This window comes from Bacillus sp. JZ39 (assembly GCF_053903145.1).
Map to the genome: position 1 here is coordinate 2,846,838 of NZ_CP096389.1, position 14,413 is coordinate 2,861,250.

A 14,413-nucleotide genomic window follows, 5' to 3' on the forward strand; every position below is an offset into this window, starting at 1 on the left:
ATGACTTGCAAAAACCAAATAAAACGAATAATATTAATGGTGTTTTGTTAAAACGTTCGTAATTGGAGGATACTATGTTTCATCTAAAAGAGCAGCAAACATCCATAAAGCAAGAAATCATAGCAGGGCTGACGACCTTTTTCACAATGGTCTATATCGTCGTGGTCAATCCGGTCATTCTGGCTAACGCCGGGGTTCCTTTCGACCAGGTGTTCACCGCAACGATTATTGCCTCCATTGTCGGAACGCTGTGGATGGCCCTGGCAGCAAATTATCCGATTGCTATTGCGCCCGGCATGGGCTTGAACGCTTATTTAGCCTTTCATGTCGTAAGCGCAAGCGATGGCGGCATCACGTACGCAACAGCTTTCAGCGCAGTATTTACAGCAGGGGTTCTCTTCATTATTCTATCGTTAACGCCTTTAAGAAAACAACTTATAGAAGCGATTCCAAACAATTTAAAATACGGGATCACAACAGGGATCGGGCTGTTTATTGCATTTATCGGTTTGCGTCAAGCGGGCATTGTGGCAGCTGATGAGTCAAACCTGGTCACTCTCGGCAATCTGCATTCACCTGGTGTTATCTTAACGCTGGTTGGCCTTTTGATCAGCGTGGTCCTGATGGTGCTGAATGTAAGCGGCGCTTTATTTATCGGAATGGCAGCTACCGCTTTGATCGCCTTTTTCACCGGCCAGCTCCATTTTCCAAAGGGATTTATGTCGCTTCCTCATTTGCCGGAAGGATTGATGATCTCAAATCCATTTACCGCTTTTGGCGATGTCATTCATCACGGCCTGTACGCTGTCGTCTTTTCTTTTCTATTAGTCACCATTTTTGATACGACAGGCACGATGATCGGAGTTGCCGAGCAAGCCGGGCTGATGAAAAACAACAAGCTGCCTAACGTGCGAAAAGCGCTGCTTGCTGATTCAACAGCGACGACAGTAGGAGCTGTTTTCGGCACAAGTCCGACGACCGCATTTATCGAATCTTCCGCCGGTGTCGCAGCCGGGGGAAGAACGGGGCTTACGGCTTTGACTGTCGCGGTGATGTTTGCGGCTTCAATGTTTTTCAGTCCGCTTGTCAGCGCCTTGTCCGGTATAGCCGCCATCACCTCGCCTGCTTTGATTATCGTCGGCAGCTTGATGATGGGCTCGGTTTCCAATATGAACTGGAAAGAGATGGACGAGGCATTTCCAGCGTTTCTCGTCATTCTGGCCATGCCTTTGACATCCAGCATTTCAACAGGAATTGCGCTTGGCTTTATTTCATATCCGATCGTAAAAGCGGCGCGGGGAAAATGGAGAGAGATTCATCCGCTCGTCATCGTTTTCGCCATTCTGTTTTTCATCCAGCTGTTTATTTTATAACATAGACCAAAAAACCCAAACGTCGTCGTTTGGGTTTTTTATGTAAACAATAAAGAGACAGCGGCCGCTAAAAAACAACAGGCGGCAAACGCATAGTGCAGGATGTTGATACAGTTTTTTCTGGCCCGATAATATTCATCACTTTCCTTATCGGTGCCAATTAAAAAAGGGGCATCCATGACCTTGTCAAAAATAAGCGTCAGGATATAACGGCAAACACCTGTATAGACCAGCAGCGCAATCACCTTCAGCCAAATTGGGGAAACAAATATGAGAACGGTGAAAGCTGACAATAGCATGTACATCTGCCTCGCATACTCGCCATTCCTCAGCATGACTTTAAAAAACAATTCCTTATAGCCTGTGCAGATCGTTCGTCTTTTAAATATCCTTTTTGAATTTCGGTATAATAACGGTTTTCTTCTCATCCTGTCTTTTACTTTTGGCATTCCCGCCTCCTGACTCATCATCATCACAAGTCCTGCAAGGGCAAGCCTGCTTTTTTTCTCTTCAGTCACCTCAGCTTCAAAAGCCGTGAACGAAGCTGTCTTTTTCAAACTGCGGATAACTGAGAAAAGCAAAAATAAAATGCCAAAAAGCGCAAGCAAGTGCCACTGAGTCAAAACAATCAGGATAGCAGAACCAGCAAAAAATATAGCTCTGACAAGGATATCACCAATCCATCTCGAAATAGAGCGCGGCTTTCTGATCCTGTCTTGCTTTAAGGATAAAAAGAATATATGAAGGCCAAACAAATAACACAATAGAGCAGTGCTTTCTGCGAATGTGATGTGAACAGAATGACTGATCAAGGGAAGGACAATGAAAAAGAGAAGCAGCCATTTAGCCATCGTGACGAGAAAAGAATACAAAAGCGCGTACCGTTTGAGCTGATAGATGATTTCTTTCTTTTGCAGCAAAAACACTTTGTCCGCTTCCATTAAAAATGTACGAATCGAGCCTGTAAACATGATCAGCCCACACACAGCGTACAGCCATCTCCACTCCGCCACTTCAGACCACTCATAAAGAAGGCCTCTTCCATTCATCAAATCAATATACTGATAGATGACAAAAGCAATCGCCGGCAAAACAATATAGAGAGCGACTGTCCAGTCAATGACCGCATGCAACACTTTAAACTGATACTTGTAATAGTCAAACAGCCTTCGAAAAAAGAGCGTACGCCCGTTCATGGCCGATCACCTTGAACTGCCTTATAAAAACAGTCAAGCAATGACTGCCCCTCTAATCCGGTCTTGTCCTGAATATCTTTTAACGTGCCTTGGAGAAATAATGAACCTTTCTCAATCATATAAAACCGGTCACAGATTTTTTCCGCGGTATCGAGTACATGCGTGCACATAAGAATTCCGGCTCCACGTTCTTTTTCAGCCTTAAGCATGTCCACAAAGCGTTTCGTCGATATCGGATCAAGGCCGATAAACGGTTCATCAATCACATACATATCCGGCTTAGAGAGAAAGGCCTGGATAAGCATTAGTTTTTGCTGCATGCCCTTCGAAAAGGTGACAGGCAGCTCATGTTTGACCTGATCAAGCGAAAACGTCTGCAGCAGGCTTTGGGCCCGATGCGCAAATTCACTCTCTTCAATGCCGTGGAGTGTGCTGATCAGATCCAAATGCTCCCACAGCGTCAGTTCTTCGTAGAAGGACGGATGCTCCGGAATATATGCAAATGAACAGTCGTTCCAGGCAATATGCCCTTTAAAATCTTCTGAAAGGCCGAGTATCGCCTTGATTGCGGTGCTTTTTCCGGCGCCGTTAGCTCCGATCAGTCCAACCAGTTCCCCTTTTCTGACTTCCAGAAAAACATCGGTGAGCACTTTTTTTCGGCTTGTATACCCGGCCTGTTCTATTGAAGCTTCAAGCAAATTTGTCAAAACTCTCCCACCTCCAAAATTTACTACGAAACAGAATAAAAAAAGTTTCTTTAACCATAATAATATTGAGCCGAAATACATAGTAATCCAACAAGGATGGCTGCCCAACGCGAATTGGAAAAAATTAATAGGAGTTATCCCTAGATTCATCACTGCAATATCGTGTATAATGAGGGCGAATTATTATAACAATTACAGATGTCTGCCTTTGTTGCTATTTCGTACGCAGTTGATAGTCGTGAGTTGTGGTTAGTCAAGTCCATCCGATCTTATGATAGGGAGTGGTTTTTTGAAACCTTCAACAAACCGTATGCTAACTCGAATCAAATCAGTTTACATGTTTATCCAAGAAAAAGGTCTTGTGACAACACAGGAACTGGTTGACGAATTCGGCATTACACCTAGAACGATTCAAAGAGACTTAAATGTGTTGGCATATAATGATCTTGTTCATAGTCCAAGCCGTGGCAAGTGGGAGACAACGAGAAAGAAAGTAAAGATTACCTCATAAATTGAAAAATTACATAGGGCCGCCTGAGAGCGGCCCGATAGATAATAGGGCGCAGAAACTACTGAGCCTTGTTTTTGTGTGCTTATAAATAAAACCCCGCATTCGATATGCGGGGTTTTTGTCATGCTTGCGGCTCATTGAGCAAATGAAGCTCTTCCTCTGTCAGCTCACGGTATTCTCCGGGTGCCAGAGCGGGATCTAGGGAAACGCGTCCCATCGAAAGCCGCTTCAGATAAACCACTTCATTGCCGACTGCCTTTGCCATTTGCTTGACCTGATGGTATTTTCCTTCTGTAATTGTCAGGTATATCACGGTATTGCCACTGTTGTTTGTTTTGATTTCCGCTCTTGCCGGCTTTGTTTTATAGCCGCCCTCTATGTAGACACCCGTTTCCAAATCGGAGATGTCTTCCCTAGAAATCTGTGATTTTAAATGGACTTCATATGTTTTTGGAACATGCTTTTTAGGAGAAAGGAGCCGATGTGCGAGCTGGCCATCATTTGTGAGCAGCAAAAAGCCCTCTGTATCTTTATCAAGCCTGCCGGCTGGAAATGGCTCAAATCTCATCTCCTCCGGCGTCAGCAGATCGACCACTGTTTGCTGCCGGCTGTCCTCAGTCGCCGACAGCACGCCCTGCGGTTTATTCATCATAAGATAAATGAACTCTCGATAATCAACCGGTTCCCCGTATACGGTCACCTCCTGCGTATCAGGATCAACGTGCGCCTTTACATCTTTGGCAGGTTTGCCGTCGATCATCACGGCTCCAGCCTTTACAACGGCTTTGACTTCTTTTCTGGAACCATACCCGCTGTTGGCAAGCAGCTTATCAAGTCTCATTCCCAATCTCTCCTTTATAAAAGAAAGCCCGCAGCATGCGAGCCCTCAGTTTCATCATATCTAGTTCATCAGCCTGCATGTCTGCCTTTCCTTAAGAAACCTGGCAAACGGCGGCCTAAAATTTTCTGTAAAAATCCTAATCGGTAGCCGCAATACAGGTAGACAGCTCCGCCAACAGCGGCCGCGATCACCACAACAATCGCAGCTTGCAGCTGGCCATCCTGATAGGAAATAAAGAAGCCTAATACCCACTGCACGATTTTCACGGCAATACCCATAATGGCTGATAAGACAAGCATCAAAACAGTTCGTTTAACTAGTATCTTATACGAATAGCCTGCATGGCGCTTAATCATGATAAACCCATATAAAAGTGAAGCGATATATCCAAGCGCCGTCGCTAAAATCGCTCCGTCAGCCTGCATCAGCTTGATCAGCGGAACATTCAGCACAAGCTTGATCACGACACCGATCACAAGGCTGACAACCGCAAATTTTTGCTTATTGATGCCCTGCAGAATGGCTGCGTTGACTGTAAACAAAGAGAACAAAATCGCGACTGGCGAATACCATAGCAAAATGTTTGCTCCCAGTTCAGGGTGAAGGCTCTCTGACCCGTAAAAGAACGTATACGTCGGTCCTGACAATAGAGAGATCCCGACAACAGCCGGAATAATTAAAAACAGGATCGTCTGCATCGTTTGATTAATCTGCTGATTTAACAGCTTATAGTTTCCGCTTGTAAACGATTCAGTAATCGTTGGAATTAATGTCAGTCCGAAAGCAGTTGCTAGGGAAACCGGGATCATCACGAGCTTCTGAACATACAGGGTTAGAATCGCAAGCATGTCTTGGCTGATGGCTTGATGACCGGCTTCAATCATCGCTTTGTTAAACGTATTTGTATCAATATAGTTATACAAAGGGATGGCTAGTCCGACAAAAACGTACGGAGCAGCATAGCTGAACAGCTCGAAAAACATTTTTTTGTAGCTTAGGTTTGCTGTCGGACCCGTATTCGGCATCATCGCCAGCAGGCTGCCCTTCCGTTTGTTCCAATAAATATAAAGCACGACCAGCCCACCGAAGGCACCGATCAGCGCTGCGAAGGTTGCATAGCCCACAGCGATGACAAGGCCGCCGTTGAAAACCTTCAAAATCAAGAATGTCGCACTCAATAGAAAGATGATGCGGACAATCTGTTCAACGACTTGGGAAACAGCTGTCGGACCCATCATTTGGTGCCCTTGAAAGAATCCGCGGACAAGGCTCATAATCGGTACGACCAAAAGCGCTAAGCTGACCATGCGGATGACATAAACAACATGATCAATTGTCAGGCCGTTATTATCCTTGCCTCCCAGCGATATTTCCGCAAACATCGGAGCCGATAGATACAGAATGAAAAAGGCTATCATTCCTGTGACGAGCATAACCGACATGCCCGCCTTGAGCATTTTCCTGCTTGTCTCATAATCCCCTTTTGAATTATATTTGGAAACAAATTTAGAAACAGCGGCCGGAAAGCCCATCGTAGCAATATTCAAAAATAAAGTGTATTGGTTGTATCCGTATTGAAATAATGCACCGCCTGTCGCCCCGACCATAATGCTGAAGGGAATTAAATAGACCATCCCCAGAATCCGCGATATATATGTACCGAGCGTTAATACAAACGTGCCTCTTAACAGTTTGCTTGACATGTTTCTTCATCACCATTTTCTACGAAGATTCAACTTTTCTATTTTACCACAACTGGGCATTTAGACGGTAATAAATACAAAAGCAATCCTGTGAACATTCATGTCCGCGGCAAAAGACGTTTAAGGAGCGGCTTTCTTTCGCTATAATAGTACTGCGGACGGGGGTGTCCGCACACGAAATGAAAAGAAAGTTGATGATAAAGATGAAACAATATGACGTAATCGTAATCGGCGGAGGCCCTTCAGGCTTGATGGCTGCGATTGCAGCAGGAGAACAGGGCGCTGGCGTGTTGCTGATAGATAAAGGAAATAAATTAGGACGGAAACTCGCGATTTCCGGGGGCGGCCGCTGTAATGTGACGAACCGCCTTCCTGTGGAAGAAATTATCAAGCACATCCCCGGCAACGGGCGTTTTTTATACAGCGCGTTTTCTGAATTTAATAATGAGGACATTATCAAGTTTTTTGAAAACCTCGGCATTCAATTGAAGGAAGAGGATCACGGCCGGATGTTTCCTGTGACCGACAAAGCCCAAAGTGTCGTTGACGCGCTGTTAAACAGGCTGAAGCAGCTCCACGTAACAATCAGAACGAACGAGAAAATTAAATCTGTTTTATATGAAGATGGACAGGCAGCAGGGATTGTGACGAATAATGGCGAAATGATCCATAGCCAGGCAGTCATTATCGCTGTCGGCGGTAAAAGCGTGCCTCATACCGGAAGCACGGGAGACGGCTATGAATGGGCTGAAGCCGCGGGCCATACCATAACAGAGCTGTTTCCGACAGAGGTTCCCGTCACTTCTGGCGAACCGTTCATTAAGCAAAAAACACTTCAGGGCTTATCACTAAGAGATGTAGCCGTCAGTGTGTTAAATAAAAAAGGCAAACCGATTATCACACATAAAATGGACATGCTGTTTACCCATTTCGGCCTCTCAGGACCTGCCATTCTCAGATGCAGCCAATTTGTCGTAAAAGAGCTGAAAAAACAGCCTCAAGTGCCGATCAGAATCGACTTGTATCCGGATATCAATGAAGAAACGCTTTTCCAAAAGATGTATAAAGAACTGAAGGAAGCACCGAAAAAAACCATTAAAAACGTGCTGAAGCCTTGGATGCAGGAGCGCTATCTTCTATTCCTGCTCGAAAAAAACGGCATCTCTCCGAACGTATCGTTTTCTGAGCTGCCGAAGGATCCTTTCAGACAATTTGTAAGGGACTGCAAGCAGTTTACTGTCCTCGCAAATGGCACACTGTCGCTTGATAAGGCATTTGTCACGGGAGGCGGGGTATCTGTAAAAGAAATTGACCCGAAAAAGATGGCTTCTAAAAAAATGGAGGGGCTTTATTTTTGCGGTGAAATTCTGGATATCCATGGCTACACAGGCGGATACAATATTACCTCCGCCCTTGTCACAGGCAGGCTTGCAGGGCTAAATGCCGGGCAATACGCCCGTTCTTAATCATTACTCTTTAAATCTCTTGCCTCCAAACTCACATTTGAACATTCCCCGCATTCATGTTAGGGTGAGACTTGTTTTGTTTCACCTGATTGCGGGGTAATTTTAAGAGAGGAATGAGCTGCCATCGTACGACCATACTAAGCCTGCGAGCAAGATATAGGCGTACACAAAAAATTAGAGGGTGAGAAATGTTGAAACATATATCTAGTGTATTTTGGATTGTGATTGCAATCACAGCTGCAGCTGTATTATGGGGTGTTATTTCTCCTGACAGCCTGCAAAATGTGTCTCAATCGGCACAAGCATTTATTACCGATTCATTTGGTTGGTATTATCTTTTAGTTGTCTCTTTGTTTGTCGGGTTTTGTCTCTTTTTGATTTTCAGCCCGATCGGAAAAATCAAACTCGGAAAGCCTGATGAAAAACCGGAATTCGGGTTATTATCATGGTTTGCCATGCTGTTCAGCGCAGGCATGGGAATCGGCTTAGTATTCTACGGTGCGGCTGAACCGATCAGCCATTACGCAATTAGCTCTCCATCAGGTGAAACAGAAACCCCCCAAGCCTTCAGAGATGCACTCCGCTATACGTTTTTCCACTGGGGTTTGCACGCTTGGGCCATTTATGCCATTGTGGCATTATGCATTGCCTATTTCCAATTCCGCAAAGGCGCGCCCGGATTAATCAGCAGCACACTGTCACCGATTCTCGGGGATAAAGTAAACGGACCGATCGGAAAGGCCATTGACTGTATTGCAGTTTTCGCCACTGTTGTCGGGGTGTCAACAAGTCTTGGTCTTGGCGCAACCCAAATTAACGGCGGTTTGAATTACCTGTTCGGCATTCCGAATGCGTTTATCGTCCAATTGGTTTTAATCATTATTGTGACAGTGCTCTTTTTACTTTCTGCGTGGAGCGGACTCGGAAAAGGAATTAAGTATTTAAGCAACACAAACATGGTATTGGCCGGATTGTTAATGTTGTTTATGCTCGTTGTCGGTCCTACAGTGCTGATAATGAACTCATTTACAGATTCTATCGGACAATACATTCAAAATATTGTTCAAATGAGCTTCAGACTGACACCGAATGATCCTGAAAAACGCGAATGGATTAACAGCTGGACGATTTTCTATTGGGCATGGTGGATTTCCTGGTCTCCATTTGTCGGCATTTTCATCGCCCGTGTATCCAGAGGCCGGACGATCCGCGAATTTTTAATTGGCGTCTTGGTGACACCTTGTATTTTGACATTTCTATGGTTCTCCATTTTCGGCGTATCAGCCATGGATCTCCAGCAAAAAGGCACGTTCAATGTAGCAAAGCTGTCCACTGAAACGATGCTGTTCGGAACACTTGATCACTATCCGCTGACAATGGTGACATCGATCCTTGCATTGATTCTGATCGCAGTATTTTTTATCACGTCTGCAGATTCAGCTACATTCGTGCTGGGCATGCAGACGTCGTACGGTTCTTTAAATCCGGCGAATTCTGTGAAACTCAGCTGGGGCATCATTCAGTCTGCCATGGCGGCTGTGCTCCTATATTCCGGAGGGCTTGCCGCTTTGCAGAACACAGCGATTCTGGCAGCGCTGCCGTTTTCTATCGTTATCCTGCTGATGATTGCCTCTCTCTATCAATCGCTCTCAAAAGAAAGAAGAGAGATCAAAAAAGCGGAGAAACTCGATAAACCGAGAAGTCCAAGAGTGAAAAAAGCATATTAACAAAAAAGATCTTTCCGCGCCTGCGGAAAGATCTTTTTATTTGCGATATAAAATAAGGGCGGAAAAACAGTAAAGCTGCTCGCCGTCTGGGTCGCACGCGGCCGAAACCGTATATTTGATATCAATCAGCTGCTCCTCCGATATCCCTTTTAAAAATGAATTGATTTCCGTCTGTAAGTCTTTTTCATGCTCTTCATCAAATACCGCTACCTTCAGCATTTTATCCGCTCTCCTTTCTCTATCAATCTATTCCGTTTGGAACAGCCTTATGATAGAGAAATGATGATTATCTCGTTTCCGGATAAAAAGCTTTCCGTATATGGGATTCCCTCTGTGGCTCGCCGCCTTGCTGCTCCACTTTCAGCAGCACGGCATAAACAATCCGCATATGGCAGTAGCTGATAAGGCTGACGCTGAAAAAAGGGACAATGCCGGGCAGGTACGCAAGCAAGAAAAAGAGAGCAACAGTCAGCGCAAGCATAGTAAGCGTATATTGCAAATACGCCACACTGAGCAAGAGCGAAAATTTCACATACAGACGTTTTTTCCAGTCAAAATGGACGAGCAGCGGAAACACATAAAAAAGCATGGATACGAACAAAAATCCAAATATCATAATGGCGAAGCGCAGGATGTGCAGAAGGAAATGACTTGGATAAATGAAAACCAAATCAATATAAATGATCACTCCGATGAGCGCCAGAACAGCGCCGAGCAGATTCGAACGAAAAAATTCACCCTTGTATTCCTGCCAAAACGTTTTGAGCACCGGAACGTTGTCCTGCCCCTGGATCCACTTCCGCATGACAGCAAATAAAGCCGCGGTCGCGGGCATAATGCCAAACACACCGAGACCGAGCAACGTAAAAAACAGCCACAGCAAGTTTGTATACGCAAATCTCATGATCCATTCGCAAAAACGCAGCATCCGTCCCAGTGAGCCATCATGTTCCATGGCGCCCCCTCCTTTTTTTGCATTATACATTCTGCATCTGAAAAAGCTCTTTCATGCCGATCGGCTTCTTTTCGGCAACCGAGCGCCACATTCCCTCACCAACCGCGATGGAGTAGGCTCCAGCTTCAGCCCCGGCTAAAATATCATAGCGGCGCAGCGGGTCTTTCCCTAAAAAAAGATCCTCAAGCAAAAGCGGATCACCTCCGCCATGCCCCCCTTCATTTTTGACTACTTGTATCGTCTGCTTTGATTCAAAAAGCGGATAGTATTCGATTGTCTGCTCAGGAAAAGCAAACGGAATTCTGGAAGGTTCGTGAAATTCATTTGATTCAATACGCCCTTTTGTGCCGTTGATCGTCAGCCGGTAGCCTTCATACGGGGCCGAAAAAACAATCGAGTAGCTTAACAGTGCGCCGTCATCATATTTGACTGCCGCTACGTACGTATCCTCGATGTCAATTTCCTCGTCAAAAATACACGCGTCAGGCCTGTATGCAGTATATAAGCTAGACTGGTCTCCTGCTTCGAGATGATCATCTTTTATAGAAGCTTTAGAGGAACGGGGATGCCACCTTGAATAGTAGTGGCATTTTTCTTTAACACGGCACGTCCCGCAAAAACGCCCGTCTTCTTCGGGCAAGGGGTTCCACTCACTGTCCGGCCCATAGTAATTCAAGGCGCCATAAGCAAATACCTCTTCCGGATTTTGTCCGAGCCACCAATTGACGAGATCGAAGTGATGTGTTGATTTATGGACAGAAAGACCGCCGGAAAACTGTCTCGACCTGTTCCAGCGTTTAAAATAGCTGGCGCCATGATACGTATCAATATACCAATTTAAATCAACGGAGGTGACCCTGCCTATTTTTCCGTCCAGAATCATTTCTTTTATTTTCCGATGAAACGGGCTGTAGCGATAGTTAAACGCGACGGTGACTTTTCCTTCGCTTTTGGCCTCCGCTTCAAGCACCCGATTCGCATCCTGCACTGTTGTCACCATTGGTTTTTCAGTAATTACATCTGTATCCCACTGAAGGCTTTTCACAATATATGTGACATGCGTATCGTCCCTGCCTGCCACAATGACGATATCAGGCTTTGACACGCGCATCATCTCGTCAAAAGCATCTTCGCTAAACTCGGGCACGTGGGCCAGCTCGGGAAATTTCTTTTTGCAAACGGCAAAACGTTTCGGATCGGCATCCAGCAATCCCGTAATCTCATAATGAGTTGAAAACCGCTCCAACAGCGGTTTGATAAACATACTGAATGCTCTGCTGCTCAATCCGCAAAAGACGATGTTCTTCAATATCCTCACCTCTATCGGGCTTCAGTTAGTTGAGAAATCAGCTGCAGCGCTTCCTCTGTTTTTTCAGCATACACAGGGATAAACGCCGCCATATCGCGATTCAATCGAAAAGAATAGCCGTTCAGCTGTTTTTTCCCTTTTTCGATCTGAACGGCATAGATCGTTTTTTCTCCTGTTTTTTTATTAACAATTGTATAAGGGCATGTTTTTTTAGGAGGCAATCCGTTTAACGGCTGAAAATTTTCCGGATCATCGTAAGCTTGAAACATGTCTTCAGGCACGATGAAAACATCTCCCTCATGGGCGGTAATTTCAGTCAGCAGTTTTTCCTGAAAAGCTGGAAAGATATCGACCTTCTCGGCATTCTGCTCGGCGGCCTTTTTTATTTTTTCCTGTACGCCAGCCTGCATATCAGAAAAGAGAATGACATGCATTCCGTCCGGCCTGCTTGAGCATGATGCCAAAAAGAGGACTGAGACAATCACACACAAAGCCGTACGTATCTTTTTTGTCATTTCCCCGCTGACCTAAAAAGAGGCTCCAGCTCTGTCATAGCTAAAATAAACGCGCCGGCTCCGTGCAGGTCGTTTGTGCTTCTTTCGCGGCTGACATAATAGTCATAGAAACCGGCTGACGTTCCGACACATATGTCTTTGACGAGAAACGCGCCGTCTTCTGATGTTTCGGTTTTATGCTGAATCAAGCCTTGATACGCTTTTAGCAGTGTTGTTTCGTAAGCTCTGTCTAAATAGCCTTTATTGATTCCCTTCGCAAATGCGTACATGTACAGGCAGGATCCTGAGCTTTCCAGCCAGTTATCAGACCTGTCTCCCTTATCAACAATCTGATACCATAGCCCCGTCTCTTTGTCTTGATAGCGGCAGATGCTTTCCATCATGTCCTGCAGCGTGTTTTTCCACACATGACGGTTTGGATGCTTCTTCGGCAGCTCTTCAATCATGTCAGCAAGAGACATGACGTACCAGCCGATGGAACGTGCCCAAAATTCCGGTGAACAGCCTGTCTCTTCATTGGCCCAAGGCATTTTTTTCGCTTCATCCCAGGCGTGATAAAAGAGTCCGGTTTTTGCATCCTTCGTATGCTTTCTCATCAATGACTCCTGCAGCACGACCTGATCAAACAGCTCCGGCTCCTGCTTCAGATTGGCATATTTCAGTGCGAACGGCCCCCCCATGTATAAGCCGTCAAGCCACATTTGGTATGGATAACCGTCTTTGTGCCAAAAACCGCCCTCAGACGTCCGGTTCAGTGTTCCATATAAGCCGCGCAGCCTTTTTGCCGCTTTGACATACCGTTCATCCTTCGTCTGCTCGTATAATGGAAAAAGAATGAGACCCGCTTGAATGGCGTCCAGTTCATCTCTTCTAAATAATAGATTGCCATAATCATCGATTAAGAGATCTGCATAGGCCTTCGCATACTCAAAATACCGCTTTTCCCCGGTTGCTTCCCACAGCCGCAATACACCGCATAAGAAAACACCCTGATGGTAGTGCCAGCGGTTTGCAGGAGGCAGCTCCTCGACTGTGTACGTATTCATAATGGTTTTTGCCAATGCCTCCGCGTACGTAAGAGGCGATTTTACAGCGATTGATTGATCCATTGATCCCATCCCTTTCTTAATAAATTCCTTCCTCGCCAAATTTCTTCGCCAAACGATTCGCTAGCATGACCAAAATCAGCCCGACCGCCGCTTTAAATACGCCGACTGCTGTACTGTAGCTGAATTGGCCCTGTTTCAGCCCTGCAGTATAAACATACGTATCAAAAATTTCCGCCACTTCCCTGTTAGTCGCATTTAACAGTAAATACACATGCTCGAAGCCAAGCTCCAGCGTGTCTCCGATTTTCAAAATCAGCAAAACGACGATAACGCTTTTAATGGCGGGCAGCGTAATATGCCACATTTGCCGCAGCCGTCCCGCTCCGTCCATTTTCGCCGCTTCATACAGCTGGGGGTCAACCGCTGTAATGGCCGCCAGATAAATGATCGTCGACCAGCCCGCTTCCCTCCAGATAACCTGAAGAATATACAGGGGCCGGAACCATTCTTCGTTCAGCAGAAAATTGATTTTTTCACCGCCAAAAAACACAATCAGTTCATTAATCAAGCCTCCGTCTACCGTTAACAGCACAAACGAAAGCGATACAACAATGACCCAAGACATAAAATGCGGGATATAAATCAGCGTCTGAACAAATTTTTTAAAGAGAGCAATCCGCACTTCGTTCAATAAAAGCGCCAGCAGTATCGGCACCGGGAAAAATATGGCCAGGTTCAAAGCAAATAACACGAGCGTGTTTTTTAACAAGAGAAAAAATGTAGGCTCAGTAAACAGCCTGATAAAATGCTTCAGCCCCACCCACTCACTGCCCAAAATGCCGAGGAACGGCTGATAATCCTGAAACGCAATCACAATTCCCCACATCGGGACATACTTAAAAAGCAAAAAATAAATACACCCTGGCAAAATCATCAAGTACAAATATTTTTGCTGAATCAGCTTACTTAGTAAGCGCTTTCTTTTTTCTTTTTTAAAAATGACTGCATCAACAGCCGGCGCTTGCGCTTCTGCTGTTTTCATTTTTTCCTAGCCTCCTTTC

General features: G+C 45.3%; 14 protein-coding genes. 4 read left to right on the forward strand and 10 right to left on the reverse strand.

Annotation, left to right across the window (positions count from 1 at the left end):
* Positions 1-74: 74 nt before the first annotated feature.
* Complete coding sequence (gene pbuO, locus M1D65_RS14635) at positions 75-1,373, forward strand: hypoxanthine/guanine permease PbuO (protein WP_014480583.1); 1,299 nt, start codon at positions 75-77, stop codon at positions 1,371-1,373.
* A 38-nt stretch (positions 1,374-1,411) separates the two neighbouring features.
* Here pbuO and M1D65_RS14640 read toward each other — a convergent pair whose 3' ends face one another.
* Positions 1,412-2,569 carry an ABC transporter permease gene (locus tag M1D65_RS14640; protein ID WP_070547642.1) on the reverse strand — a complete coding sequence of 386 codons (1,158 nt, stop codon included), beginning with the start codon at positions 2,567-2,569 and terminating at the stop codon, positions 1,412-1,414.
* Positions 2,566-3,276, reverse strand: coding sequence for an ABC transporter ATP-binding protein (locus M1D65_RS14645; RefSeq protein WP_042977616.1), 711 nt, complete (start codon positions 3,274-3,276; stop codon positions 2,566-2,568). Before M1D65_RS14645 ends, M1D65_RS14640 begins: the two co-directional genes overlap by 4 nt.
* A gap of 289 nt (positions 3,277-3,565) precedes the next feature.
* Between M1D65_RS14645 and M1D65_RS14650 the strand changes: the two genes are divergently transcribed.
* Positions 3,566-3,787: a DeoR family transcriptional regulator gene (locus tag M1D65_RS14650; RefSeq protein WP_003152337.1), complete on the forward strand. Its 222-nt coding sequence runs from the start codon at positions 3,566-3,568 to the stop codon at positions 3,785-3,787.
* A gap of 121 nt (positions 3,788-3,908) precedes the next feature.
* Here the strand turns inward: M1D65_RS14650 and M1D65_RS14655 are convergent, their stop codons facing one another.
* Positions 3,909-4,628, reverse strand: coding sequence for a pseudouridine synthase (locus tag M1D65_RS14655; protein ID WP_101502192.1), 720 nt, complete (start codon positions 4,626-4,628; stop codon positions 3,909-3,911).
* A 68-nt stretch (positions 4,629-4,696) separates the two neighbouring features.
* Positions 4,697-6,331, reverse strand: coding sequence for a lipid II flippase MurJ (murJ, locus tag M1D65_RS14660; protein WP_014480588.1), 1,635 nt, complete (start codon positions 6,329-6,331; stop codon positions 4,697-4,699).
* Positions 6,332-6,534: 203 nt separating this feature from the next.
* Between murJ and M1D65_RS14665 the strand changes: the two genes are divergently transcribed.
* Entirely contained in the window at positions 6,535-7,797 is a 1,263-nt protein-coding gene (locus tag M1D65_RS14665; RefSeq protein WP_276353395.1) for a BaiN/RdsA family NAD(P)/FAD-dependent oxidoreductase, read from the forward strand.
* 188 nt (positions 7,798-7,985) lie between these two features.
* On the forward strand, positions 7,986-9,524 hold the full coding sequence (gene opuD, locus M1D65_RS14670) for a glycine betaine transporter OpuD (RefSeq protein ID WP_015384403.1): 1,539 nt from the start codon (positions 7,986-7,988) through the stop codon (positions 9,522-9,524).
* 36 nt (positions 9,525-9,560) lie between these two features.
* On the opposite strand, the gene M1D65_RS14675 is transcribed toward opuD, so the two are convergent.
* From M1D65_RS14675 to rmgP, 6 genes are all read right to left on the reverse strand, one after another.
* Positions 9,561-9,743, reverse strand: coding sequence for a sporulation protein Cse60 (locus M1D65_RS14675; RefSeq protein ID WP_003223398.1), 183 nt, complete (start codon positions 9,741-9,743; stop codon positions 9,561-9,563).
* Between the two features lie 67 nt (positions 9,744-9,810).
* Positions 9,811-10,479 carry a YesL family protein gene (locus M1D65_RS14680; RefSeq protein ID WP_021480329.1) on the reverse strand — a complete coding sequence of 223 codons (669 nt, stop codon included), beginning with the start codon at positions 10,477-10,479 and terminating at the stop codon, positions 9,811-9,813.
* 22 nt (positions 10,480-10,501) lie between these two features.
* Entirely contained in the window at positions 10,502-11,788 is a 1,287-nt protein-coding gene (locus M1D65_RS14685) for a Gfo/Idh/MocA family protein (RefSeq protein WP_072173625.1), read from the reverse strand.
* An 11-nt stretch (positions 11,789-11,799) separates the two neighbouring features.
* Complete coding sequence (rmgS, locus tag M1D65_RS14690; protein WP_080286225.1) at positions 11,800-12,303, reverse strand: rhamnogalaturonan transport/degradation protein RmgS; 504 nt, start codon at positions 12,301-12,303, stop codon at positions 11,800-11,802.
* Positions 12,300-13,421, reverse strand: a complete 1,122-nt coding sequence (gene rmgQ, locus M1D65_RS14695; RefSeq protein ID WP_124073055.1) for an unsaturated rhamnogalacturonyl hydrolase — start codon at positions 13,419-13,421, stop codon at positions 12,300-12,302. The genes rmgS and rmgQ overlap by 4 nt, the downstream gene beginning before the upstream one ends.
* A gap of 7 nt (positions 13,422-13,428) precedes the next feature.
* Positions 13,429-14,394 carry a polygalacturonan/rhamnogalacturonan ABC transporter permease gene (gene rmgP, locus M1D65_RS14700; protein ID WP_014665041.1) on the reverse strand — a complete coding sequence of 322 codons (966 nt, stop codon included), beginning with the start codon at positions 14,392-14,394 and terminating at the stop codon, positions 13,429-13,431.
* Positions 14,395-14,413 lie beyond the last annotated feature (19 nt).

What these genes read in the sequence shown, in the direction of transcription:
- pbuO (WP_014480583.1), top strand. Translation starts at nt 75, where the DNA reads ATGTTTCATCTAAAAGAGCAGCAAACATCCATAAAGCAAGAAATCATA.
- M1D65_RS14640 (WP_070547642.1), bottom strand. Translation starts at nt 2,569, where the DNA reads ATGAACGGGCGTACGCTCTTTTTTCGAAGGCTGTTTGACTATTACAAG.
- M1D65_RS14655 (WP_101502192.1), bottom strand. Translation starts at nt 4,628, where the DNA reads ATGAGACTTGATAAGCTGCTTGCCAACAGCGGGTATGGTTCCAGAAAA.
- murJ (WP_014480588.1), bottom strand. Translation starts at nt 6,331, where the DNA reads ATGTCAAGCAAACTGTTAAGAGGCACGTTTGTATTAACGCTCGGTACA.
- M1D65_RS14665 (WP_276353395.1), top strand. Translation starts at nt 6,535, where the DNA reads ATGAAACAATATGACGTAATCGTAATCGGCGGAGGCCCTTCAGGCTTG.
- opuD (WP_015384403.1), top strand. Translation starts at nt 7,986, where the DNA reads ATGTTGAAACATATATCTAGTGTATTTTGGATTGTGATTGCAATCACA.
- M1D65_RS14675 (WP_003223398.1), bottom strand. Translation starts at nt 9,743, where the DNA reads ATGCTGAAGGTAGCGGTATTTGATGAAGAGCATGAAAAAGACTTACAG.
- M1D65_RS14680 (WP_021480329.1), bottom strand. Translation starts at nt 10,479, where the DNA reads ATGGAACATGATGGCTCACTGGGACGGATGCTGCGTTTTTGCGAATGG.
- rmgS (WP_080286225.1), bottom strand. Translation starts at nt 12,303, where the DNA reads ATGACAAAAAAGATACGTACGGCTTTGTGTGTGATTGTCTCAGTCCTC.
- rmgQ (WP_124073055.1), bottom strand. Translation starts at nt 13,421, where the DNA reads ATGGGATCAATGGATCAATCAATCGCTGTAAAATCGCCTCTTACGTAC.
- rmgP (WP_014665041.1), bottom strand. Translation starts at nt 14,394, where the DNA reads ATGAAAACAGCAGAAGCGCAAGCGCCGGCTGTTGATGCAGTCATTTTT.